This window comes from Stutzerimonas chloritidismutans, assembly GCF_038562055.1.
Lineage (GTDB): Bacteria > Pseudomonadota > Gammaproteobacteria > Pseudomonadales > Pseudomonadaceae > Stutzerimonas > Stutzerimonas chloritidismutans_A.
Genome location: NZ_JBCFXD010000011.1, coordinates 53,695 through 79,235, shown reverse-complemented (window position 1 = coordinate 79,235; position 25,541 = coordinate 53,695). Strand labels below are relative to the sequence as shown.

Genomic DNA, 25,541 nt, shown 5'->3' with positions numbered 1-25,541 from the left:
AGCCGCAAGCCCGAGGCTGCTGACTGCGTGACAATCACGGAGCGGGGCAAGCCTCAGGCACATCGCCGAGGCTTGCCGCTTGAACCTGCTTTTTATTGGGGGTTGGCCCGAGTGCTCGACAGCAGTGACGCCAGGTTGGCCGCCTTTGGCTTGACCAGCCAGAAGCGACGCAGGTAGTCGTCGAGGTTTTCCAGGAGTTTCGCGCCCCATGCGCTGCCGGTTTCGGCGACATATTCGCGCAGCACGTCCTGGAGATGGCTACGGTGGGCTTCCATGGCCTCACCGGTGATGCGTTGCAGGTTGACCAGCTCATTGTTCACCCGGTCGACGAAGCTGTTATCCATGTCGAGGACATAGGCAAAACCGCCTGTCATGCCAGAACCGAAGTTGTAGCCGGTCTTACCGAGTACGCAGACAAAGCCGCCCGTCATGTATTCGCAGCAGTGATCGCCTGTGCCTTCAACGACCGCGTGCGCGCCGGAGTTACGCACCGCAAATCGTTCGCCGGCGGTGCCAGCCGCAAACAGCTTGCCGCCCGTTGCACCATACAGACAGGTGTTGCCGACGATCGCCGAATGTTGGGACTCGTACTCACTGGCCTGTGGCTGGGTTACTACCAGCTTGCCACCGGTCATGCCCTTGCCTACGTAGTCGTTGGCATCACCTTCCAGATACAGATGCAGGCCGCCTGCGTTCCAGACGCCGAAGCTCTGCCCCGCAGTGCCCTTGAAACGGAAGGTGATTGGCGCGTCTTTCATGCCCTGGTTACCGTGCACCTGGGCGATCTCGCCGGATACGCGGGCACCGATGGAACGATCGCAGTTGCAGATATCCAGTTCGAACTCACCGCCGCTCTTGGCGTCGATGGCCGTACGAGCCAACTTGACCATTTCCTCAGCCAGCAGCCCCTGATCGAACGGCGGATTCTTTTCCACCTCGCAGAACTGCGGCTTGTCGGCTGGAATATGGTCGCTGCCGAGCAGCGGCGACAGGTCGAGATGGTTCTGCTTGGCAGTTTCGCCTGGCAGCAATTCCAGCAGATCGGTGCGCCCGATCAGCTCCTGCAGGCTGCGCACGCCGAGGCGGGCCAGCCACTCACGGGTTTCCTCGGCAACGAAGATGAAGAAGTTGACCACCATGTCGACCGTGCCGATGAAGTGATCCTTTCGCAGCTGATCATTCTGCGTGGCGATACCTGTAGCGCAGTTGTTGAGGTGGCAGATGCGCAGGTATTTGCAGCCCAGCGCGATCATTGGCGCCGTGCCGAAGCCGAAGCTTTCTGCGCCGAGGATTGCAGCTTTGACTACGTCGAGGCCGGTCTTTAGTCCGCCGTCCGTCTGTACCCGGACCTTGCCCCGCAGGTCATTACCACGCAGGGTCTGGTGGGTTTCGGCCAGGCCGAGCTCCCAAGGCGAACCGGCGTAACGGATGGAGGTCAGCGGCGAGGCGCCTGTGCCGCCGTCATAGCCGGAGATGGTGATCAGGTCGGCGTAGGCCTTGGCGACACCAGCGGCAATGGTACCGACACCGGGCTCCGCTACCAGCTTGACCGACACCAGTGCCTTGGGATTGACCTGCTTGAGGTCAAAGATCAGCTGGGCCAGATCTTCGATCGAGTAGATGTCATGGTGTGGCGGCGGCGAAATCAGGGTGACGCCTGGCACCGCATAACGCAGCTTGGCGATCAGGCCGTTGACCTTGCCACCCGGCAGCTGACCACCTTCACCGGGCTTGGCGCCCTGGGCGACCTTGATCTGCAGCACTTCGGCGTTGACCAAGTATTCAGGCGTGACCCCGAAACGGCCGGTGGCCACCTGCTTGATCTTCGAGCTGCGCTCGGTGCGATAACGCGCCGGATCTTCGCCGCCCTCACCGGAGTTGGAGCGCGCGCCAATGCGATTCATCGCCGCAGCAATCGCCTCGTGCGCTTCCGGTGAAAGCGCGCCGAGCGAGATGCCTGCCGAATCGAAGCGTTTAAGGATCTGCTCCAGCGGCTCGACTTCTTCAAGCGCAAGCGGCTGCTCCGACACTTTGAGCTTGAGCAGGTCTCGCAGCATCGCCGCCGGACGCTGATCAACGAGTGAGGTGTATTCCTTGAAGCGGCTGTAATCGCCTTCCTGCACCGCAACCTGCAGCGCCGCGACGACATCGGGGTTGTAGGCGTGGTATTCGCCACCGTAGACGAACTTCAGCAAACCGCCTTGTTGGATCGGCTTGCGTACACTCCAGGCCTCGGTTGCCAGCGCTTTCTGTTCCGCTTCCAGATCGACGAACCGCGCACCCTTGATACGACTGGCGACCCCTCGGAAACTTACGTCGACAATCTCGTCCGCCAGACCCACGGCTTCGAACAGCTGAGCGCCACGGTAGGAAGTGATAGTCGAAATACCCATCTTCGAGATGATCTTCAGCAGACCCTTGGAGATCCCCTTGCGGTAGTGCTTGAACACCTCGTAGAGGTCGCCAAGTACTTCGCCGGTGCGGATCAGGTCGCCAAGCACTTCGAACGCAAGGAACGGATAGACGGCAGTTGCACCGAAACCGATCAGAACGGCGAAGTGATGCGGATCGCGTGCAGTCGCGGTTTCCACCAGGATGTTGCAGTCGCAGCGCAGACCGGTTTCGATCAGGCGGTGATGCACAGCACCTACGGCCAGCGATGCATGCACCGGCAGCTTGCCTGGCTGGATGTTGCGGTCGCTGAGGATCAGCATGACCTTGCCACTGCGCACAGCCTCTTCGGCCTGGTCCGCGATGTTGCGCACCGCCGCTTCCAAACCGAGGGATTCGTCGTAGTTGAGGTCGATCAGATGGCGCTCGAAACCGGGACGATCGAGTTCCATGATCGTGCGCCACTTCGCCGGAGAGATCACCGGAGTGGTCAGGATCGCCCGATTGGCGTGATCAGCAGTTTCTTCGAAGACGTTACGCTCTGCGCCCAGGCAGGTTTCCAGCGACATCACGATTGATTCGCGCAGCGGGTCTATCGGCGGGTTGGTGACCTGCGCGAACTGCTGGCGGAAGTAGTCGAACGGCGAGCGAACCCGACGCGACAGTACGGCCATGGGGGTGTCATCGCCCATGGAACCGACGGCTTCCTGCCCCTGCTCCGCGAGCGGGCGCAGAACCTGATCACGCTCCTCGAAGGTGACCTGGAACATCTTCATGTATTGCTTAAGCTGGTCGGCATCATAAAACGCCGAGCCATGATCATTATCGTCCAGGGTCGACTGGATACGCAACGCGTTCTGGCGTAACCAGGTCTTATACGGATGCTGAGATTTCAGGCGACTATCGATGTCGTCGGTATGCAGTACCTGGCCGGTTTCGGTGTCCACAGCCAGGATCTGCCCTGGGCCGACGCGGCCCTTGGCGATCACGTCTTCCGGTTTGTAATCCCAGACGCCAACTTCGGAAGCAAGGGTGATGTAGCCATTCTTCGTCGTGACCCAGCGCGCCGGGCGCAGGCCATTGCGGTCCAGCAGGCAGATCGCATGGCGGCCGTCGGTGAGCACTACGCCCGCCGGGCCATCCCATGGCTCCATGTGCATGGAGTTGAACTCATAGAAGGCGCGCAGATCGGGATCCATGGTCTCGACGTTCTGCCAAGCCGGCGGAATGATCATGCGCAAGCCGCGGAACAAATCCATACCGCCGGTGACCAACAGCTCCAGCATGTTGTCCATGCTCGAGGAGTCAGAGCCCGTACGGTTGACCAGCGGATCGAGGCCTTCCAGGTCCGGAAGCAGCTCATTGGCGAACTTCAACCGACGCGCCTGCGCCCAGTTGCGGTTACCGGTGATAGTGTTGATCTCGCCGTTATGAGCCAGGAAGCGGAACGGCTGAGCCAACGGCCATTGCGGCATTGTGTTGGTGGAGAAACGCTGATGAAACACGCAAATAGCGGTGGCCAGGCGTTCATCGCCGAGATCGGGATAGAACTGCGCCAAATCGGCCGGCATCATCAGACCTTTGTAGATGATGTCCTTGTCGGAGAGGCTGCAGACATAGAATTCCTTGTCGCTTGCCAAGGCCACTTCTGCCCGGCGGCGAGCAAAGAACAGTTTAATGGCGAAATCACGTTCGGACAGGCCTTCCGCCGAAACGAACACCTGTTCGATGCGCGGCAGGCGTTCCAAGGCAAGACGCCCCAGAACAGTAGTATCGACCGGAACCTCACGCCATCCGACCAGGGTCAGTCCCTGAGCTGCAATCTGCTCGTTGAGGCTCGCGCGCGCCGTCTCAGCCTTGCCCGCGTCCTGGCTGAGGAAAATCATACCGACGGCGTAAAGCGAGGGTAGATCGGCATCGAAATGCTGCTTGGCCATGGCGCGCAGGAAGGCGTCAGGCTTTTGCATCAACAGCCCGCAACCATCGCCGGTTTTACCGTCGGCGTTGATGCCGCCTCGGTGAGTCATGCAGGTGAGGGATTGAATTGCGGTCTGAAGCAGGTGATGGCTTGCCTCGCCCTGCATGTGGGCGATCAGACCGAAGCCGCAGTTATCCTTGAACTCTTCAGGACGAAACAGACCTGCTCTCATAGGCACTCCACCAGCTAAATACGTTGTAAATCAACCCCTTATTGACGGCGCACATAATCGCCCCGTCATACACGTGGGCAAAAGGGGGAGCAGTTTACAAAGCCCGGTAGAGCGACACAATTTTATTTTTGCAAGCCCCAAAACAGGGCGATACGCACCATTTTGGGGCGCTCACTGGCGGGTCTGCGAAATTTCCTGCTGCACACTGGCAAAACTCCGTGCCCAAGGCTTACCTGCCTGCAGCGAGGCCGGCAGCTTCTTGATAGCTTCCAAGGCAGCATTACGGGTGGCAAAACTCCCGTAGGTCACAACGTATAGAGGCTTACCCTGATGTTGCTTGACGAAATAACGGAAGCCCTCGCCCTGTCTTTTCACCAATGCCTCAGCGTTCGCCTGGGTCCGCGTACCCAGTACCTGGACTAGATAGTTGGTTTTCGACTGGCTGGCGTACCAATTCCCGGCTGCTGCAGGCTCATCTGCGGCAATCTGACGCACAGGCTCCCGCGGCACCTCTGCTACCCGATTGGGCTGAGCGGCCGGAGGCTGCACTGCGACTGGGGCAGCGATCTCTGCAGGGGCCTTAATATCGTCGACAGCCGGCTCCTCAACAGGTAACGGCTCCTCGATAGCCTGAGTAGATGAATCAGCCGCTTCTCCGCTACCGGCAGCAGCAAGTGGCTCCCGGATAACCGGCTGAGCCGGCGCGATCTCCGGCACAGCATCGACGCCCTCATCAAGCGCCTCGGTCACGGGGGCCGCCCCCAGCGGTAAAGCGGTGGTGGCAGGCGCTGTCGATGGCTCATCCGCGTCACGCATGAGCAAGGTGACCAAGACAATGAGAACAACCGCAACCAGAGCCAGCAAATGCTTCATGGGTAGCGGCAGATTCCACCCAGCCGACTTCCGACGCCCTTTGGATTGCTGCATCGTTTCAAGAAGCTCATCTCTGGCTGCCTGGTTTATGGCACCAGGCCAACCACCGGAATCAACATGGATTCGCTCGACCTGCTCCTCACTCAAACAGTCCAGCCCAGATCCAGCCCCTTCCAGGCGCAACGCCAGATATTCCCGCGTCTCATCTTGCTCGTACGGCTGAAGCGCAATCACATGGAAGCGCTCTTCGCCGTCTACCAATGCCTCAAGACGCGCTACCAGCGCATGCTCGCCGAAGAGAAAGACGTGCGGCCGCCCTTCCGGGTTGCCCTGAGCCAATCGCAGCAACGTTTCGACGGCTGCCCCAGTTAGTCGCTCAGCATCGTCAACCAGCAGATACACCTCCTGGCCGGTCAACGCCAATTGAATGATCTGCGCCATGATCGAGTCGAAGTCGGCGCGCTGACAGCCGACCGCTTGAGAGATCTGCTGCAAAAGAACATTCGAATCGAGCGTTTCCAGTGGCGAGATGACCACACTGTGGACAGCCTGCTTATTGCTGCTGGCTACGAGAGCCTGGCGCACCAGCGTTTTGCCACTCCCTTCTGGCCCGGTCACCACCAGCAGCAGCTGGCTGTAGCGGGCAAGGTGATGCAACTGCCCAAGCACCGGCTTGCGCTGAGCAGGGAAGAACTTGAAGCCGGGTACGCGTGGAGCAAAGGGATCATGACTGAAGCCGTAATGGTTCAGGTACGAATCGTCGGCAGACAAACTGGACATGGAAATCTCTTAGGTTCTGACTATTGCGTAAGCGCTTCGTAGTTGACGTTCAATGTGGCCTCAAGCACTTCCCTAGGAAAGTCGCTCGTCACCACGGCCCCCCCCAGGCGCTTGAGCAGCACCAATCGCAACCGACCATTCAGCACTTTCTTGTCGACCGCCATGTGCCTGAGAAAATCTTCGGCGCTCATGTCAGCTGGGGGCACAACTGGCAGACCGGCACGCGACAGTAACTGCACGGCCCTGTCTCGCTCCGCGGTGCTTATCCAGCCGAGCAATTTCGACATCTCAAGAGCCATAACAGTGCCCGCCGACACCGCCTCACCATGTAGCCACGCCCCATAGCCCTGATGGGTCTCGATCGCATGACCGAACGTATGACCAAGGTTCAGCGTGGCGCGAATACCAGCCTCGCGCTCGTCCGCGCCGACCACCTTGGCCTTTGCATCACAGGAGCGCCGTATCGCTTCGGTAAGCGCCTCCTGATCCAATGCACGAAGCCTGTCGACATTATCCTCGAGCCAGCCTAGGAACCGCTCGTCACAGATCAAACCGTATTTGATCACCTCGGCCAGGCCTGCGGACAACTCGCGCGACGGCAGAGTCGCGAGAGTCGATGTGTCGATCAGCACTGCCTGCGGCTGGTAGAACGCACCGATCATGTTCTTGCCGAGCGGATGGTTGATGCCCGTCTTACCGCCAACCGACGAATCGACCTGAGACAATAGCGTTGTCGGGACTTGAATGAAATCAACGCCTCGCTGATAGCTGGCAGCGGCAAAGCCAGCCATATCACCAATCACGCCACCCCCTAGTGCAATGATGGTGGTATTGCGATCATGTCTCGCCGTCAGCAGCGCATCGAAGATCAACTGCAAGGTCTGCCAGTTCTTGTGCACCTCACCGTCAGGAAGCACGATCGGAGTCACGTGGAACCCGGCAAGACTGCGCGAAAGGCGCTCCAGGTAAAGCGGTGCAACGGTATCGTTAGTGACTATCGCAACCTGCTTGCCACGGATATGGCTGGCCAACAGCTCACCTCGATCAATGAGCTGCTCGCCAATCAGAATCGGATAGCTACGCTCGCCGAGATCGACCTGAAGAGTCTGCATAGGAGCCCCACAATTAAAGGGAGCTAGGATAGCGCAGATCGCCCCAAGCTTTCACGAGGCCCGGGAGACTGAAGCCGACTGAGAATTTCCTGTACGACGAGGCGTGGTGGACGCTCGTCCGTCTGAATGATGATGTCAGCGATTTCGCGATACAACGGGTCCCGCACAGCCATCAAACCGGTCAGAACTTCGCGGGGATTCGGCGCTTGCAGCAATGGCCGATTACGATCCCGAGAGGTGCGATCAAGCTGCTGATCGACCGAGGTGCACAGATAGATAACTTGCCCCCCCGTCCGCAGAACCTCGCGATTGTCTTGCCTAAGCACCGCACCGCCCCCTGTTGCCAGCACGACGCCTCGCATCTGGCATAGATCCTGGATGGCGGCGTGCTCCCGCTCACGAAAACCCTGCTCGCCCTCGACATCGAATATCAGCGGAATGCCGGCACCGGTGCGCTGCTCGATCTCCTTGTCGGAATCCCGAAAGGGGAGACGAAGCTCCTTGGCAAGAAGGCGTCCGATGGTGCTTTTACCAGCCCCCATCGGACCCACGAGGATAATATTTTTCAATGACGTCAACGATTCACTGCGATGGCCTGATGGTTCAGGATTCTAGGTGTAAGGAACACCAACAGTTCAGACTTCGCATCCGTCACGACATCGCGACGAAATAAGCGCCCAAGATAAGGCACATCGCCTAGAAACGGAACCTTGTCGACGCTCTTCGACTGGCTATTGGAGAACACACCACCGATCACGACAGTTTCACCATCATTGACCAATACCTTGGCGTTCACTTCATTCTTATCAATCGGCGGAACACCATTCACTGCGTTACGGAAATCAGGCGCATCTTTCGTCACCTTGACTTCCATGATGATGCGGTTGTCTGGCGTAATTTGGGGCGTTACTTCCAAAGACAAGGCCGCCTCTTTAAAGGAGGTACTCGTAGCACCGCTGGAGCTGGCCTCTTGGTAAGGGACCTCCGTACCTTTCAGAATCTTCGCTGTTTCTTTGTCCGCCGTCATGACTTTGGGCTGGGATACGACTTCGCCATTTCCAGTTTTCTCCATAGCAGAGAGCTGAAGATCCAACAGGAGGTGGTCCGAAATAAAGCCGATGCCAACGCCCGAAGTGCTATTTAACACCCCCATGTCGACGAAAGGAACCGGAGCCGTGCCCTCGTCGAGGGTGAAGCTCCCAACTTTATCTGTACCGGGCAGCCGCAAACGCCCCTCATCATCGATGGACCTACTGCCGTCCTTACCGTAGGCACTCCATTGGTCGTTAACGACATTGCCACCCCAACGGACCCCAAGCGCCTTATCGTATCCGACGTTGGCCTCAACAATCCGGGCCTCAATCATGACCTGGCGAACCGGGATATCCAGCTGAGTTACGATGCGACGCAGCTCATCCAGTCGCTCTTGAGTCTGATAGGCGATGATGTTGTTGGTACGATCATCAACTGCGATGGAACCCCTCTCGTCAGACTGCCCATCAACCGAAGTCACCGACTGAAACAGCTGGGCAATATCCGCAGCCTTGGCGTAATTTACTTGCACGACCTCCCGCCGAAGGGGCGCCAACTCAGCAATCTGCCGCTTGGATTCCAATTCCTGACGCTCGCGCGCGGCGATCTCGTCTGCCGGAGCCACCAGCAGAACATTGCCCACTTGGCGCTTGTCGAGACCCTTGGTCTTCAGCACTAGATCCAGCGCCTGATCCCAGGGTACGTTCTGCAAACGCAATGTGATATTGCCCTGCACGGTGTCACTGGCCACCAGGTTCAGGTCGGTAAAATCTGCAATCAGCTGGAGAACAGAGCGGACGTCAATGTCTTGGAAGTTCAGCGACAGCTTCTCGCCGGAATAGGTGAAATGTTCAGCCTTGCGCTGCTCGGCATCAGCCTCGCTGAGCGGCTTGACGCTAATGGTGAGCTTGTCGTCAGTCTGGTAAGCCAAGTAGTCGTATCGGCCGCTCGGCTCGATGGCGATACTGGCACCATCACCTTTGCTGCTGGAATCAACAAATTTGACTGGCGTGGCGAAATCCTGAACGTCCAGCCGCACACGCAGCGATTCAGGCAACTGCGTTTTGGCAAAGGAAACGCGAATTTTACCGCCTTGCTCTTCAATGCTTGGGCTGACCGAAGGGTCAGACAAGGTGATAACTACGTTGCCTGCCCCGTCTTCCCCACGGCGAAAATCGATGTTGCTGATCGATTTATCTGCGGCCATCGCGATGGCCGGCGCTACCGGCATCGTCGAGACCAGAGGAGAAGCCTTTGCCGCTCCGGAACGCGCTGCGTTTTCTCCGAGCACTACGAATAGGTTATTACCGTCGACTCGAGTTGAGTAAGGGACCAGAGACGTCAGGTTCACGATAAGCCGCGTACGCCCCTGGGCCTCGACAACTGTCACGCTCCGCGCATTACCAACGCCAAGCTCATGGTTTTTCGATCCGAGCTTGCTGGACACTCCAGGTAGGTCAAGAGCGATACGTGCAGGCTGATCAAGCGTGTAGCCACGCGGGGTCGGAACCGGCTCATCGAAAGCCAGCTTCAGTTCAACGCGATCACCGGGCAATGATGCGACGTCAATTGAGTTCAGATTTGCCGCCAGCAATGCAGGTGAAATGAACGCTGCCAGCAACGACAAACCGAGACGAGTGAGAGTGGTATTCATAAAAGGCTTCCGTTGTGCAGACCGGTATAGGTTTTCCATTTTTGCCATGACTCAAGAACGCTCTTTCAAGGTCAGGCTACGCGGGCGCTCAAGCCACCCACCCTCTCCGTCCGGAACGATTTCAAGCACATCCACCTCGGCTTCGCTGATCTCAACGATACGGCCATGGTTGCGCCCCAGATAGTCACCGACCTTGACTCGGTGAACCCCATCACCACCTTTGATCAAGGCATAGTTGCCTTCGCCCCTGGCCAGCGTCCCAACCATGACGAAGTTTTCAATATTGAATTCTTCAAGAAACTGCTTAACGCGGGTTTCGTCGGGCCGAATGTCTTTTGTTCCTTTCTGCCGCTGAGTCAGATCAATCTTCATTGGCGGCTGGAAGGGATGACGTAACGACGCTGCGCTGTAGGTAAAGGCCTCGTATGGCAGAAATGCCGGAAGCGGCTCGATCGAACCTTTCGGCTTGGCTCGCACTTCATCCATGTAACTGCGCAGATCGTCGAAATCTCCGCTCACACCGCACCCTGTCAGCACCAGCGTGCCAAGGGCTATCGCTACAAGTCGGACTCCTTTCATTTCTGCAGCCCCTTGTCGTTATAGCGATAGGTCTTGGCCAGGATGCTCATGTGCAGCTTGGAAGACGAATCCTTACTGTTCGGCTTAATTTCGAAATCATGCAGGGTAACGATGCGTGGCAAGCTCGATACGCCACTGACGAAAGTCGCAAGATCGTGATAACTGCCTACAACCTTGATCTGTATCGGCAGCTCAATATAAAACTGCTGGGTCACTTCCGGCTGCAGCTTGATCTCTTCGAATTCGAGCCCGCTGCCCAAGCCAGTGCGGGTGATGTCTTCAAGCAAACCAGGCACCTCGGTATCACTCGGCAACTGCCGAAGCAATGCACCGAAGGATGCCTCCATCTCAACCATTTGCGCCTTGTACGCTTCAAGGTTCGCTGCCTGAAATGCCTTAGTGGAGAACTGCTGCTTGAGCCTTTCCTCCTCGGCCACTTGCTGATCCAGATTGGCTTGCAAGTCGCTGAGGTAGAAGTAATAACCACCCCCAAGCATCAGGGCCATCAGCAATATCGCCGCGATTACCTTTACCGCTGCCGGCCAAGACCCAAGGTTGTTCATGTCCAGATCGGACAAATCTACGCTACGGAGACTCTCCATCGAGCTAGCCAGACTCATGGTTTATCTCCTTCAACAGCAGCGACCGGTTGTGTCTGTTGCACCGTTAGCTGAAACACGTTCTCCTGATCGACCGCCCCTGCGGTGACAGCCTTCACTTCGTTCAGGTTCGGCGCGTCCAGCCAATCAGAGCCATCCAAATTACGCATCAGATTAGAGACTCGGTTGTTTGATTCAGCCGCGCCAACGATCGCGATGTTTTTCCCGGTCATCTTCAGCCCGGTGAAATACACACCATCGGGAAGCGTGCGAACCAGCTGATCGAATACTCTACCGATGATCGGACGGTTACCCTGAAGATCCTGAATGATCTTCATCCGCTCGAGCAGTTGCTGCCGACGCTCTCTCAATTCCTTGATTTCAGCGATCCGCGTATCCAGAACGGCAATTTCCTTGCGAACGAAATCATTCCGCGCATTCTGTTGCTCAATTGCATGGGTGAAGTACTGATCAGCAAGAAACAATAGCCCCACTGCAACTACGGCCACCCCGCCCAGCGACACCAGGAATCGCTGTTTACGCTCTTCGCGCTGCTGCTCGCGCCAAGGTAAAAGGTTAATCCGGGCCATCAGTCGAAACTCCTCAAGGCCAATCCACAGGCGATCATCATGGATGGCGCATCACTGGCGAGGGCACCTGCGTTGACCTTGCTGCTCAAGGCCATATCGGCGAACGGGTTGGCAACTAAAGTCTGGGTCCCGATTTTCTGTTGAATCAGACGATCCAGCCCCGGAACGGACGCCGTACCACCGGCCAGCAGAATGTAGTCCACATCGTGGAACTGCCCAGCAGCAAAGAAAAATTGCAGAGAGCGTGAAACCTGTTGAACAACTGCTTCCTTGAACGGCTGCAACACTTCACTGTCATAGTCATCAGGAAGACCTCCCTGCTTCTTGGCCAGGCCAGCCTCTTCCATTGACAGGCCGTAGCGTCTCTGAATCTCCTCCGTGAGCTGACGACCACCGAACAGCTGCTCACGTGTATAGATAGTCCGGCCGTTGTGCAGAACGCTCAGCGTGGTCATCGTCGCGCCGATGTCGACCAGCGCGACGGTCAGCTCATCGTGTCCAGCGCCCAACTGGGGCGCAAGCAAACCATAGGAGCGCTCCAACGCATAAGCTTCTACGTCGACAACCTTAGCGGTCAGCCCGGCCAAAGCGAGCGCAGCTTCACGTATTTCCACGTTTTCCTTGCGACACGCTGCTAGCAGCACTTCAACCCGGCCAGGCGAACGCGCTGCAGGGCCCTGTACCTCGAAGTCGATAGCGACCTCTTCTAAAGGATAGGGAATGTACTGGTCTGCTTCGATTTTCAGCTGATTTTCAAGATCGTCATCACTGAGCCCGGCTTCCATCTCGATGCTTTTGGTGATGACTGCTGAACCGGAGACCGCTACCGCAGCAGACTTGACCCCTGTTTTTGCCTTTATCAATAGCCGGGACAGCGCCTGCCCCACGCCCTCCAATTCAGCAATATTTTTTTCAACCACTGCGTTAGGCGGAAGTGGCTCGACCGCATAGGACTCGACCCGGTACCGGGAACCTGAACGGCTTAATTCCAGCAGCTTGACGGATGTCGAACTGATGTCGATGCCAAGCAGCGTGTTCGCTTTCTTAGTGAAGAGCCCTATCACGGCCGATTTCCTATCTCTATCCGCTACTTACGGATTAATTATGTTTGTCAGCATTAGATAACAGCCTTGACAGAAGCGCAAATGGCTCCCCTACAGAAAAACCGCTTATAATGTGATCGGTTTTTCCTTTCAGCACCGTCTGCGGCATACACCTCATTCCCCACCCTGGATCCAATGAACCCCGATGCGTTTTCTGAAGTTTTTCCTATGGTCGTGCTTGGCTATTTTCTGCGGACTGTTGCTTAGTCTAAGCGGCGCGTTTCTCTACCTCAGCCCCAATCTGCCGTCAGTCGAATCGCTACGCAGCATACAGCTCCAGATTCCGCTGCGTGTCTATAGCCATGATGACAAGCTGATCGCCGAATACGGGGAAATGCGGCGCTCTCCTATCAACTTCGATCAGATCCCCAAGGATTTCATCGCCGCACTGCTGTCAGCAGAAGACGATAACTTCGCGAATCATTATGGCGTTGATGTTTCCAGCTTGATGCGCGCTGCCACGCAATTATTGAAAACCGGGCACATTCAGACCGGTGGCAGCACCATCACCATGCAGGTAGCGAAGAATTACTTCCTAACCAGCGAGCGCAGCTTTTCACGCAAGATCAACGAAATCCTTCTCGCTCTGCAGATTGAGAGAGAGCTCAGCAAGGATGAGATCCTTGAGCTTTACGTCAACAAAATCTACTTGGGCAACCGCTCCTACGGAATAGAAGCGGCAGCGCAGGTTTACTATGGCAAATCAATCGGCGAGCTAAGCCTGGGGCAGCTAGCCATGATTGCCGGTCTGCCCAAGGCGCCTTCGGCATTCAATCCGCTCGCGAACAAGGAGCGCGCCAAAGAACGACGCGACTGGATTCTCGGCCGGATGTATCGGCTAGGGAAACTAGACGAGGCCCGCTATCAGCAAGCATTGGCAGAGCCTGTCGATGCCTCCTATCACGGCTACTCGCCCGAGCTTGATGCACCTTATATCGCCGAAATGGCCCGTGCCGAAATGGTCGGCCGCTTCGGCAGCACGGCCTACACTGATGGGTTCCGCGTCTATACCACCCCAAGCAGCGAGCGTCAGATCGCAGCTAACCAAGCACTTATTCAGGGGCTGATCGCGTATGACCAGCGCCATGGCTACCGAGGCCCGGAAGCTCATCTAACTGGCACAAATCAAACAGATTGGCTTAAACAGCTCGGCGACTATCGCGGCCAGTCTGGGCTGCAGCCGGCGGTCGTCAGTCGCGTATCGAAGGACTCCGCCCAAGCCATACTTCGGGACGGCAGCGAGCACAGCGTCAGCTGGGAGAGCATGAAGTGGGCTCGCCCGTTCATTAATACCAATAGCCTTGGCCCCCGACCCAAGACACCTTCCGAGGTGGTCAAGCTGGGAGATGTCATCCGGATTCGATTTGTCGACGGCGAAGCGCTGTTCAGCCAGATACCGCAGGCGCAGGGTGCACTGGTATCCCTCGATCCGCTTGACGGATCAATTGAAGCGCTGACCGGGGGCTTTTCCTTTGGCCAAAGCAATTACAACCGCGCCATCCAGGCCAAGCGACAACCAGGCTCAAGCTTCAAACCCTTCGTCTATAGCGCAGCCCTGGATGCAGGTTTTACCCCCGCCACGCTTGTCAACGACGCTCCGATCGTATTTGTCGAAGAAGGGCTGGATCGCGTCTGGCGACCTAAGAACGACAATAACACCTTCCTCGGCCCGATCCGCCTTCGAGAAGCACTGTACAAATCACGTAACCTAGTTTCGATTCGCCTGCTGCAAACACTTGGCATTCCTCAAACCATCAATTACATCAAACGTTTTGGCTTCAAGCCCGAAGATCTTCCAGCGAACCTGTCGCTGGCGCTTGGGACGGCAACCCTGACACCGATGGAAATCGCAACCGGCTGGACGGCATTTGCCAACGGCGGCTACAAGATAGAGCCCTATCTGATAGAGCGAATCGAGGACCGAGACGGGAAAGTAATATTCAACGCAGACCCAGTGCGCGTACCAAGGAGTGACATCAGTCAACAATCCCGGGCAGAAGAAAACGAGCCTATCGCCGTCGCTTACGCGCAGACAGACTCGCTCATTGACGACAACAACTCTGAGACAGACCGCCAACCGCCCAGGTATGCCGAACAAATTATCGATGATCGCACCGCTTACATCATGACCAGCATGTTGCAAGACGTCATAAAGCGAGGCACAGGCAGACGAGCCCTAGCGATGGGGCGTGGCGATATCGCGGGTAAGACCGGAACCACCAACGAGTCGAAAGACAGCTGGTTCTCAGGTTATAACGCCGATATCGTCACGACGGTTTGGACCGGGTTCGATCAACCACAGAGCCTAGGCCGCCACGAGTACGGCGGTACGGTGGCGCTACCCATCTGGATGAAATATATGAGCACGGTACTGGAGGGCAAGCCAGAGCACGCCCCCACCGAACCCGAAGGCATTCTGACCCTGCGCATTGATCCAGAGAGCGGTCGCGCAGCGCCCCCTGGAACGCCAGATGCCTATTTCGAAATCTTCCGGAGCGAAGATTCGCCTCCAAACATGGACGACGAGCTGATTCCTGGAGCGACCATTCCCGGCAGCCCTCTACCGGCTAGCGAAACAGCTCCAATGGATCTTTTCTAAAGGCCGGAGGCTACTTCAGATTGCAGCGGAGTGCCGCAAAGTTTTCTGCGGCGATCAACAACAAAAAACCGGCCAATGGCCGGTTTTTTTGTTGTCCGCCTCAACGCGGCGCCTTAGGCGGCCTAATCACCCACCAAATACATCGTCGACCGACTTTAGCGGATAATGCGATGGATACGGCAGAGTCGCCACACCGCTTTCGATGGCAGCCTTGGCAACGGCATCGGAAACCAGCGTAATCAAGCGCCGGTCCATGGGCTTCGGGATGATGTACTCACGGCCGAATTCCAGACTTTCCACACCGTAGGCAGCCGCCACTTCAGCCGGTACCGGTAGCTTGGCGAGATCACGCAACGCAAGCGCAGCCGCTATCTTCATTTCCTCGTTGATACGCTTGGCCCGGACGTCCAGAGCACCGCGGAAAATGAACGGAAAGCCCAGCACGTTATTGACCTGGTTCGGATAATCGGAGCGGCCCGTTGCCATGATCACATCGGAGCGAGTCGCGTGCGCCAGCTCGGGGCTGATCTCCGGATCCGGGTTGGAGCAGGCAAATACCACCGGGTTCGCTGCCATGCGCTTGAGACCTTCGGCAGTCAGCAAATTGGCGCCCGACAGTCCTACGAAAACATCTGCACCGTCCAGTGCGTCATCCAGGGTTCGCTTGTCTGTCTCATGTGCGAACACCGCCTTGTACTGGTTGAGATCATCACGACCCGCATGGATGACGCCCTTGCGATCGATCATGAAAATGTTCTCGATCTTAGCACCCATGCTAACCAGCAACTTCATGCAGGAAGTTGCTGCCGCACCGGCACCGAGGCAGACGATCTTCGCCTGTTCCAGCGTCTTACCGGCAATTTCAAGGGCATTGAGCATGCCCGCTGCTGTGACGATAGCCGTACCGTGCTGGTCATCATGAAACACCGGAATGTCGCACTGCTCGATCAACGTCCGCTCGATTTCGAAGCACTCAGGCGCCTTGATATCTTCCAGATTGATTCCGCCAAAGGTGATCGAGATGCGCTTGACCGTATCGATAAAGGCCTGGGGACTTTCTGCATCGACTTCGATATCGAATACATCGACCCCGGCAAATCGCTTGAACAATACGCCCTTGCCCTCCATGACCGGCTTGGATGCCAATGGCCCCAGGTTTCCGAGACCCAGAATGGCGGTACCGTCGGAGATCACTGCGACCAGATTGCCTTTACCGGTGTAACGATATGCCAACTCAGGGTCTCGGGCGATCTCCCGGACCGGCTCCGCCACGCCTGGACTGTAGGCCAGCGAAAGATCGCGAGCAGTGGAGGTGGGCTTGGTCAGCTCAACGCTCAACTTTCCTGGACGGGGCTGAGAATGGTAGTCGAGAGCGGCAGTTTTCAGGTCAGTCATGGGGCATTTCCGCTTATTTTTACTGGGACAGACAGGTGGTCGAGGATACGCCAAGATCAAGCGCCGTCACAAGGGAACGGGAAATCTGACTGTCAAGGCCTGGCGATACGACTTTTGGCGACCGCTTCAGGACAAAGGCACGAGCATCGACGGGTGGCTCAGCTTAAGCAACCAACGCGCCCGCAACGACCGATCACCACGACGTTTTCGATCGATGACCCACCCCCTGACCTCGACACCCTTTCCGACCAGGCCGCCGAGCGCATCATCGAAGGCGGCCACGGCGTGAGGGGGGATCTGCACCACAAGCGAACTACCCAGCTCCAACCAGACGCCTCCCCGGTTGGCTTCCATGTGCTCAACACGGCCCCGGACAATCGCAAACCCACCGCTGCGCACTCGTTCCGCATTGATCACCGGAAGTTGCCGCCAAACCCCTTTTCGAGCCGACCGCGCCTGTCGTTCTGCCTTTCGATGGCAGTCGACCAGGGAAACATTCGGTGCGATAGCGACAAAGAAGCCCAATCCCTCGGCGAGTATCAGTGCTTCCATGTTTTCGCCATGCCTGTCGAAGACATGGGCAAGAACGCGGCCGTAATGGTCTTTCGGCTGCTGACCAGGGCGTATAGCCACGTAACCGTCATTGGCGCTCACCAAAGATTGCAGCCGGCTCCTGGCAGCCTCCGCAAACGGCTCAGCGCGGCGCCCATCGCGACCCATTTCGGTTGCGTTCAACCCGATGAGTCGCACGCTGCGCCCGTCGGCCAGCCGCAGCGTATCCCCATCAATGACCCTAGCCACCTTCATGCGCGGGAGCCGCTCGCTTACCGAGCAAAGCGCCGCTGCTTGCAAACTGAAGAAGACAGAAACGAAAAAGGCGCCCACGAGGGACGCCTTTTTCAGCTCTGAGAATCTCATTGGATTCCCGTAGCGACGACAGCTTATTACTTGGCGCCGAACACACCAAAACGCTGCTTGAAGCGGTCGATACGGCCGCCGGTATCCAGCACTTTCTGCTTGCCCGTGTAGAACGGGTGGCACTCGGAGCAAACGTCGATGCTCAGGTCCTTGGCCAGCGTAGAGCGAGTCTTGATGACGTTGCCGCAGCTGCAAGTGGCGTCGATTTCTACGTAATTAGGATGGATATCGGCTTTCATGGGTAAATCCTCTAGGACTTGTGCCGCCACCCGACCCTATGTCGAGTACCGCACGGAAGGGCGCGAATAATAACAGAGCAACAAAGTGATGCAAGGGCAGCCGATCGGACAGACACCCGCAGCCCCTGCATGCATCCACACAGCCCGAAAGCATAGGCAAACCTGCTAACCGCCGGATCGTTTAACATCGGCATTCGCCGCCAAGGACTATCGCGTGCCTCGACCCATACTCCGCCTCGCGCTGCCATCGCCATTGCGCAGACTGTTCGATTACCTCCCCCCTGCCGGCGTTCCCGACGCTGGGCTGCGGCCTGGGGTGCGCCTGCGAGTGCCATTTGGGCGACGCGAAATCATCGGAATACTCGTCGAGGTCGTCAGCCGCAGCGAAGTCCCTGAGGCAAAGCTCAAACCGGCATTGGAACTGCTTGATGCGCGATCACCTCTGCCATCGCCGCTGTTCAAGCTGTGCCTATGGACCGCACAGTATTACCAACACAGCCTCGGCGACACCTTCAGCTGGGCGCTACCCGTTCTGCTACGCCAGGGCGACCCTGCCGAGGCGAGGCAGGAGCGATTCTGGCATGCGGCCAATGGCGCGCGGCCCGAAGACCCCAGACTGAGCCGGGCGCCGCGCCAACGTGACGCACTTAAGACCATCTCGCAGCATCCGCACGGCGTGGCGCACTCCCTGCTTTCCCAGCTTCAGCTGAGCAAGGACAGCCTTGACCTGTTGCTGCAGAAAGGCCTGCTACGCGTCGAAACCCGGCGCCGTCACCAGGCCCAACGACATCAGGGCAGCTGGCTGCTGCAACCGGAACTACCGTTGAACCAGCAGCAACGTGCCGCTTTCGAAGCCATTCGCGCCGGCCTTGATGGCTTTCAGACGTACCTGCTCGCCGGCGTCACCGGCAGTGGCAAGACCGAAGTCTACCTGCAGCTCATCCATCAAGTGCTTGAGGCGGGCAAGCAGGCGCTGGTGTTGATCCCGGAAATCAACCTCGGGCCACAGACCCTGGCGCGCTTCGAGAAGCGCTTCAATGCCCGCATCGCCTTGCTCCACTCTAGCGTCAACGACCGCGAGCGCCTGGATGCTTGGATCGCGGCGCGGGACGGCGAGGCAGACATCATTATCGGTACCCGCTCTGCGCTCTTCACCCCGATGAAAAATCCGGGACTGATCATTCTCGATGAAGAGCATGATGCCTCCTATAAACAGCAGGAAGGACTGCGCTATCACGCGCGCGACCTCGCCGTGGTTAGAGCGCGCCAGGAAAACATACCGATCCTGCTGGGGTCAGCAACGCCATCGCTGGAAAGCTTGCACAACGCGCACAGCGGACGCTACGGGCTGTTAAAGCTGACCGAGCGCGCTGGCGGGGCGCAGCCACCCCGTTTCCTTCGCCTGGACATCAAAAGTCGCCCCCTCGATTCTGGCATCTCAGGCCCGTTGCACCAGGCCATGGCGCAAACACTTGCTGCCGGGCAGCAGGTACTGGTGTTCCTCAACCGGCGCGGCTTCGCCCCTTCGTTGTTGTGTCACGACTGCGGGTGGATCGGCCAGTGTCCTCGTTGTGACGCCAGGATGACCCTGCATCAACGTCACAACGAGCTGCGCTGCCACCACTGCGGGCATGCGGAACGCCCCCCGCACAGCTGCCCGGACTGCGCCAAGCTCGACCTGAGACCCGTAGGCGCGGGTACCGAGCGTGCTGAAGAGCGGCTCATAACGCTCTTTCCTGACTACCCGGTGCTGCGCATTGATCGTGACAGCACGTCCCGCAAGGGTTCGATGGCGCATCTGCTGACCACCATCAACCGCGGCGAACCGTGCCTGCTGGTGGGCACTCAGATGCTCGCAAAGGGTCATCACTTCCCCCGAGTGACCCTGGTCGCCATTCTTGATGCCGATGGTGGGTTGTTCTCGGCAGACTTCCGTGCCAGTGAGCGCATGGCTCAATTGATCGTCCAGGTAGCCGGGCGCGCGGGGCGGGCCGAAGAGCCCGGCAAGGTGATCATCCAGACGCATCTGGCTGATCACCCGTTGCTGGTCCAGCTGACCGAGCAGGGCTATTTCGCCTTTGCTGAGCAGGCGCTGAGCGAGCGACGCGCGGCCGGCCTGCCGCCTTTCAGCCACCTGGCGCTGTTGCGCGCCGAGGCGACGAAACCAGGTCAGGCCGAAGACTTCCTCGACGAGGCCTGCAGCCAGGCCGAACAGCTGATGGAGCAACTCGGCCTGACGGGTATCGAATTACTGGGGCCAGTGCCCGCCCCGATGGAGCGACGCGCCGGACGTTTCCGTGCACAGCTACTGCTACAAGCCAACGCCCGCGGGCCTCTGCATAACCTCATGAACGCCTGGCTGCCGCAGGTGGAAACGTTGCCGGGCAGCCGCAGCGTTCGCTGGTCACTGGATGTCGACCCGATCGACCTGTTCTGATGTGGGCCGGCCACAGAGGCTCCAGCGCAACTAAGCGCCTTAAGCCTTGAAGGTTCGCCCTCGTGGCACCGATAATGCCCAGTTTTCGACCAAAGCCTACGGCCGACCGAGCACACCATGAAAGACAGCATCCGCCATCTGATCCAGCAAGCCCTGGCCCGTCTCACCGCTGAAGGCGTGCTGCCGGAGGGGTCGAACCCAACCATTCAGGTGGAGAACACCCGTGACAAGACCCACGGGGACTTCGCCAGTAATGTCGCGATGATGTTGGCCAAGCCCGCCGGGATGAAGCCCCGCGACCTAGCCCAGAAGCTGATTGACGCACTGCCGGCAGATCCTAGCGTGAGTAAAGTGGAAATCGCCGGCCCAGGCTTTCTCAACTTCTTCCAGAACAGCGCCGCGCTGGCTCAACGCCTTGATGCCGCCCTTGCCGATCCACATCTCGGCGTAAGCAAAACGAGCTCCACACAACGCGTCGTGGTTGACCTGTCCTCACCAAACCTGGCGAAGGAAATGCACGTCGGCCATCTGCGCTCGACGATCATCGGCGACGCCGTGGCGCGCGTACTTGAATTCCTCGGTGACGAAGTAATCCGGCAAAACCACGTAGGCGACTGGGGCACGCAGTTCGGCATGCTGCTGGCTTACGTGATGGAGCAACCCAAGGGTTTCGATTCACCCGAGCTGGCGGACCTGGAAGGCTTCTACCGAGCCGCGAAGCAACGGTTCGACGAGTCGCCCGAGTTTGCCGAACGTGCGCGCAAGCTCGTCGTAGAGCTTCAGGCCGGCGACACCGAATGCCTGCGGCTGTGGAAACAGTTCAACGAACTCTCACTTAGCCATGCCCAACAAGTCTACGACCGCCTCAACGTCCGCCTCACCCCGGACGACGTCAAAGGCGAAAGCGCCTACAACGCCGAACTGGCCGACATAGTCTCATCGCTCAAGGCCAAAGAACTGTTGAGCGAAAGCAATGGCGCCCAGTGCGTCTTTCTCGATGAATTCAAGAACGCCGAAGGCAACCCCCTTCCGGTGATTGTGCAGAAAGCGGGCGGTGGTTACTTGTACGCGACCACCGACCTGGCTTCCATGCGCTACCGCAGTCAGCAGCTGAAGGCTGATCGTGCGCTGTATTTTGTCGATCAGCGCCAGGCGCTGCATTTCCAGATGACCTTCGAGGTAGCCAGACGCGCGGACTTCGTCCGCAGCGACATGCAACTCGAGCACATGGGCTTCGGCACCATGAACGGTGCCGATGGCCGCCCCTTCAAGACCCGTGATGGCGGCACCGTGAAGCTGGTCGACCTGCTCGATGAAGCCGAGCAGCGAGCCTACAGCCTGGTTAAAAGCAAAAACCCGGTTCTGGAAGAAGAGGAGCTGCGACAGATCGCTCGTGCTGTGGGCATCGGCGCAGTGAAATATGCAGACCTGTCCAAGCACCGCACCAGCGATTACAGCTTCAACTTCGAGCAGATGCTCAGCTTCGAAGGCAACACTGCCCCCTACCTGCTCTACGCCTACACCCGAGTGGCCAGCGTGTTTCGCAAGCTCGGTACCGGCATGGACGGACTCGGCGGCGAGATCAACCTGGATGCCGAACAAGAGCAAGCGCTAGGCGCGAAGCTGGCTCAATTCTCCGAGGTGCTCAACGGTGTCGGTGAGAAAGGTGTTCCCCACCTGCTGTGCAGCTATCTATACGATCTGGCAGGGCTGTTCTCCAGCTTCTACGAACACTGCCCGATACTGACTGCTGAGAACGAGACGGTTAAACAGAGTCGCCTGCGCCTGGCCGCTCTGACCGGCAAAACGCTGAAACAGGGCCTTGACCTGCTTGGCCTGGAAACGCTGGAGCGGATGTAAGTGGCAGCCAGAAAGAAACCCGCCCCGAAACGTGGCGCGAGCCGCTACCAGGCACCGGCGAAGAAGCCGGTGCCCGGCTGGATCTGGCTCGTTTGTGGCTTGGTCATCGGTGGCTTCATCGTATTCCTGATGAATCTCGAACCTGGCGGCGATGAAATCAAACGCACCAAGGACACAGCCAAATCCAAGGAGCAGCCGAAGCGTTCGCCCCCCGCCACGGGCCAGCCTGCGAAACCAAAGTATGACTTCTATACGCTGCTACCTGAGTCGGAAGTGATCTTGCCGCCCGAGGCGCCCAAGCCTGAGCCCGAGCCGCCCAAGCCGGTCACACCAGAGGAGGCGGCCAAGGTTGACGCCGCGCGTGCCGAAGCCGCCCTGAACGGCCAGGTTCCTCCGCCTCCGCCTACAGTGGCCAAGGCACCGGTAACTCAGTTCTTCTTGCAGGCCGGTTCGTTCCGCAAGAAGCCCGAAGCGGAAAAGGTCAGGGCGCAGATCATTCTGCTCGGCCAGGATGTACGGGTTGAGAACGTAACCGTGCGTGACGAGGACTGGTATCGAGTATTGGTCGGGCCATTTGCCGACCGGGAAAGGCTCGATCAAGCCCAAAAGGCGCTATCATCGAGCGGTTACAAGAACCTGCTGCTTCAACAGCGCCAGGCACGCTGAGCCGAGGCCTTATCTCAAGCACGAGGGCAGCGCTGTAACCAGCGCTGCTTCATAGACATGCGGGCCCCGCACGCGCTCAGCTTTTGCGGTCCCGAGGCGCATAGGCGAATACGTCTGCACGCATCTGTTTTGCATCCATCCCCGCCTCCACCAAAGCATCCAGCGTGCCATAGACCATCGCGGGAGAACCGCTGGCATAGACGTGAATTGGCTCGAGATTAGTGAAGTCCTCGCAGACCGCTTCGTGCAGCATGCCGCGCCGTCCCGACCAGTCGCCGACGTCGCTGACAATCTTGTGCAGAGACAGATTGGGCATCTGCTGCCATTCCTGCCAATGCGGCAACTGATAGAAATCTTCCGGCCGCCGCACGCCCCAGTACAGGTGTACCGGATAGGCGAAGCCCTCGGCCCGGCAATGCTCGATCAGACTGTGCATCTGGGCCATTCCAGTGCCTGCTGCAATCAACACCAGCGGCCCCTCCGGCAATTCGGCGAGGTGGGTATCCCCAAAAGGCATCTGCACGCGGGCTGTAGCCGTGCGCCTGATCAGCTCCAGCAGGTCGATGGCTGACGATTCGCGCGCCAGTACATGGAGCTCAAGCTCACGCCCGCCCCCTGGCGCGGACGCCAAGGAAAAGGCGCTGTACTCACCGTCTTCCCGCTCCAGCAGCACGTATTGCCCGGCGTGATAGCGTGGCAGTTTTCCGGCCGGCGCGCGCAGCAGCAGGCGAAAAACGTCGCCGCCCACATCGTCGCAGCTGACGAGCTGGCAACTGAGCGTGCGCACCGGGAGCTCCCCCGGTGCGAGCACTCCGTCCCACAGCAGGACGCAATCTTCTTCGGGCTCCGCCAGGCAGGCGAAGACTTCGCCATGATCATGGGTTTCACCACGTTGACGCACCCGACCGTCTACCAGCAGGGCAGCGCAGATTAGGCAGTTACCGTTACGGCATGCCTGAGGACAGTCATAACCCAGCCGGCGCGCAGCGTCGAGGATCAACTCACCACGCTCGACGTCGAGCACTGCTCCGGAGGGCTGCAGAGTTACTTTCATCAATAAAAAACCTGAGTAAATGCGCGACTGGTCATCAGTCGATGCCCAGGTCGGCCCAGAGTTCGTCGACCCTACGCTTGACGGCCTCATCCTGCACGATGGCGCGCCCCCATTCCCGAGAGGTCTCGCCGGGCCACTTGTGAGTGGCATCGAGCCCCATTTTGCTGCCAAGGCCGGACACCGGCGAGGCGAAGTCGAGATAATCGATCGGTGTGTTTTCGATCAGCACCGTATCGCGCTTGGGATCCATGCGCGTGGTGATCGCCCAGATCACGTCATTCCAGTCCCGGGCATTGATGTCATCGTCAGTGACAATGACGAACTTGGTGTACATGAACTGCCGCAGGAAGCTCCACACGCCCAGCATCACACGCTTGGCGTGGCCGGGGTACTGCTTTTTCATGGTCACCACCGCCATGCGGTAGGAACAGCCTTCCGGTGGTAGATAGAAATCAGTGATTTCCGGGAATTGCTTCTGCAGGATCGGGACGAACACCTCATTGAGCGCAACGCCGAGAATTGCCGGCTCGTCCGGCGGCCTTCCGGTATAGGTACTGTGGTAGATCGCATCGCGCCGCTGAGTGATACGCTCGACGGTGAACACCGGGAAGCGGTCGACCTCGTTGTAGTAGCCGGTGTGATCACCGTACGGCCCCTCGTCCGCCATCTCGCCAGGCTGGATATACCCTTCAAGAACGATCTCCGCCCCGGCCGGTACTTGCAGATCGCTACCCCGGCACTTGACCAGCTCGGTACGGCTGCCGCGTAACAGGCCAGCAAAGGCGTATTCAGACAGCGAATCCGGGACCGGCGTGACAGCGCCAAGGATCGTCGCCGGATCAGCGCCGAGCGCCACTGCCACCGGATAGGGCCGGTCAGGATACTTCTCACACCACTCACGAAAGTCCAGCGCGCCGCCTCGATGACTGAGCCAGCGCATGATGACTTTGTTGCGACCGATCACCTGTTGGCGATAGATACCGAGATTCTGCCGCTCCTTGTTAGGACCTTTGGTGATCGTCAGGCCCCAGGTGATAAGCGGCCCAGCATCGCCTGGCCAGCAGGTCTGCACAGGCAACCTAGACAGATCGACATCGTCACCTTCGATGATCACTTCCTGACAGGGCGCGTCCTTGAGGACCTTGGGCGCCATGCTGATGACCTTCTTGTAGATCGGCAGCTTGTTCCAGGCGTCCTTCAGACCCTTCGGCGGCTCCGGCTCTTTGAGAAAAGCCAAGAGCTTGCCGATCTCGCGCAGCTCGGATACTTCGTCGGCACCCATGCCCAGGGCAACACGCTTGGGCGTGCCGAAGAGGTTGCCGAGAACCGGCATATCGAAGCCGGTCGGATTCTCGAATAGCAGCGCCGGGCCCTGCTTGCGCAGGGTCCGGTCGCAAATCTCGGTCATCTCCAGAACGGGGGAAACGGTGGTTGAAACGCGCTTGAGTTCACCGCGCTGTTCCAGACCTCGGATAAAGTCGCGCAGATCGCGATACTGCATGCTTGAGCC

General features: G+C 58.5%; 18 protein-coding genes. 4 read left to right on the top strand and 14 right to left on the bottom strand.

Annotated elements, in window-relative coordinates:
* Window positions 1-92 precede the first annotated feature (92 nt).
* The 9 genes from gltB to AAGW23_RS16500 all read right to left on the bottom strand — a co-directional run bounded on the left by gltB (window position 93) and on the right by AAGW23_RS16500 (window position 12,824).
* A complete protein-coding gene (gene gltB / locus AAGW23_RS16540) occupies window positions 93-4,541 on the bottom strand; it encodes a glutamate synthase large subunit (protein WP_342407436.1) in 4,449 nt (1,482 codons plus the stop codon).
* Window positions 4,542-4,712: 171 nt separating this feature from the next.
* The gene (locus AAGW23_RS16535) at window positions 4,713-6,194 is read right to left on the bottom strand and encodes an SPOR domain-containing protein (protein WP_342407435.1); all 1,482 of its coding nucleotides are present in this window, start codon (window positions 6,192-6,194) and stop codon (window positions 4,713-4,715) included.
* A 20-nt stretch (window positions 6,195-6,214) separates the two neighbouring features.
* On the bottom strand, window positions 6,215-7,306 hold the full coding sequence (gene aroB / locus AAGW23_RS16530; protein ID WP_342407434.1) for a 3-dehydroquinate synthase: 1,092 nt from the start codon (window positions 7,304-7,306) through the stop codon (window positions 6,215-6,217).
* Window positions 7,307-7,329: 23 nt separating this feature from the next.
* A complete protein-coding gene (gene aroK / locus AAGW23_RS16525; RefSeq protein WP_342407433.1) occupies window positions 7,330-7,875 on the bottom strand; it encodes a shikimate kinase AroK in 546 nt (181 codons plus the stop codon).
* A 5-nt stretch (window positions 7,876-7,880) separates the two neighbouring features.
* Window positions 7,881-9,992, bottom strand: coding sequence for a type IV pilus secretin PilQ (gene pilQ / locus AAGW23_RS16520; protein WP_342407432.1), 2,112 nt, complete (start codon window positions 9,990-9,992; stop codon window positions 7,881-7,883).
* Window positions 9,993-10,043: 51 nt separating this feature from the next.
* On the bottom strand, window positions 10,044-10,571 hold the full coding sequence (gene pilP, locus AAGW23_RS16515) for a type 4a pilus biogenesis lipoprotein PilP (RefSeq protein ID WP_342407431.1): 528 nt from the start codon (window positions 10,569-10,571) through the stop codon (window positions 10,044-10,046).
* Window positions 10,568-11,191, bottom strand: coding sequence for a type 4a pilus biogenesis protein PilO (gene pilO, locus AAGW23_RS16510; protein WP_342407430.1), 624 nt, complete (start codon window positions 11,189-11,191; stop codon window positions 10,568-10,570). The genes pilP and pilO overlap by 4 nt, the downstream gene beginning before the upstream one ends.
* Window positions 11,188-11,760 carry a type 4a pilus biogenesis protein PilN gene (gene pilN, locus AAGW23_RS16505; RefSeq protein WP_342407429.1) on the bottom strand — a complete coding sequence of 191 codons (573 nt, stop codon included), beginning with the start codon at window positions 11,758-11,760 and terminating at the stop codon, window positions 11,188-11,190. The genes pilO and pilN overlap by 4 nt, the downstream gene beginning before the upstream one ends.
* A complete protein-coding gene (locus AAGW23_RS16500; protein ID WP_342407428.1) occupies window positions 11,760-12,824 on the bottom strand; it encodes a pilus assembly protein PilM in 1,065 nt (354 codons plus the stop codon). The genes pilN and AAGW23_RS16500 overlap by 1 nt, the downstream gene beginning before the upstream one ends.
* 184 nt (window positions 12,825-13,008) lie before the next feature.
* Between AAGW23_RS16500 and AAGW23_RS16495 the strand changes: the two genes are divergently transcribed.
* The gene (locus tag AAGW23_RS16495) at window positions 13,009-15,462 is read left to right on the top strand and encodes a penicillin-binding protein 1A (protein WP_342407427.1); all 2,454 of its coding nucleotides are present in this window, start codon (window positions 13,009-13,011) and stop codon (window positions 15,460-15,462) included.
* 126 nt (window positions 15,463-15,588) lie between these two features.
* Here the strand turns inward: AAGW23_RS16495 and AAGW23_RS16490 are convergent, their stop codons facing one another.
* From AAGW23_RS16490 to rpmE, 3 genes are all read right to left on the bottom strand, one after another.
* Window positions 15,589-16,857: a malic enzyme-like NAD(P)-binding protein gene (locus AAGW23_RS16490; RefSeq protein WP_342407426.1), complete on the bottom strand. Its 1,269-nt coding sequence runs from the start codon at window positions 16,855-16,857 to the stop codon at window positions 15,589-15,591.
* A gap of 126 nt (window positions 16,858-16,983) precedes the next feature.
* Window positions 16,984-17,775 carry a thermonuclease family protein gene (locus tag AAGW23_RS16485; RefSeq protein ID WP_342407425.1) on the bottom strand — a complete coding sequence of 264 codons (792 nt, stop codon included), beginning with the start codon at window positions 17,773-17,775 and terminating at the stop codon, window positions 16,984-16,986.
* A gap of 26 nt (window positions 17,776-17,801) precedes the next feature.
* Entirely contained in the window at window positions 17,802-18,014 is a 213-nt protein-coding gene (gene rpmE / locus AAGW23_RS16480; RefSeq protein ID WP_102837310.1) for a 50S ribosomal protein L31, read from the bottom strand.
* A gap of 214 nt (window positions 18,015-18,228) precedes the next feature.
* On the opposite strand from rpmE, the gene AAGW23_RS16475 reads away from it, so the two are divergent.
* The 3 genes from AAGW23_RS16475 to AAGW23_RS16465 all read left to right on the top strand — a co-directional run bounded on the left by AAGW23_RS16475 (window position 18,229) and on the right by AAGW23_RS16465 (window position 22,977).
* Window positions 18,229-20,451 (top strand): primosomal protein N', encoded by a 2,223-nt coding sequence (locus AAGW23_RS16475; RefSeq protein WP_342407424.1) that lies wholly within the window; start codon window positions 18,229-18,231, stop codon window positions 20,449-20,451.
* A gap of 117 nt (window positions 20,452-20,568) precedes the next feature.
* A complete protein-coding gene (argS, locus tag AAGW23_RS16470) occupies window positions 20,569-22,311 on the top strand; it encodes an arginine--tRNA ligase (RefSeq protein ID WP_342407423.1) in 1,743 nt (580 codons plus the stop codon).
* Window positions 22,312-22,977, top strand: coding sequence for an SPOR domain-containing protein (locus AAGW23_RS16465; RefSeq protein ID WP_342407422.1), 666 nt, complete (start codon window positions 22,312-22,314; stop codon window positions 22,975-22,977).
* 76 nt (window positions 22,978-23,053) lie between these two features.
* Here AAGW23_RS16465 and AAGW23_RS16460 read toward each other — a convergent pair whose 3' ends face one another.
* A complete protein-coding gene (locus AAGW23_RS16460; protein ID WP_342407421.1) occupies window positions 23,054-24,031 on the bottom strand; it encodes a CDP-6-deoxy-delta-3,4-glucoseen reductase in 978 nt (325 codons plus the stop codon).
* 34 nt (window positions 24,032-24,065) lie between these two features.
* A complete protein-coding gene (gene ubiD / locus AAGW23_RS16455) occupies window positions 24,066-25,532 on the bottom strand; it encodes a 4-hydroxy-3-polyprenylbenzoate decarboxylase (protein ID WP_342407420.1) in 1,467 nt (488 codons plus the stop codon).
* Window positions 25,533-25,541: the final 9 nt, after the last annotated feature.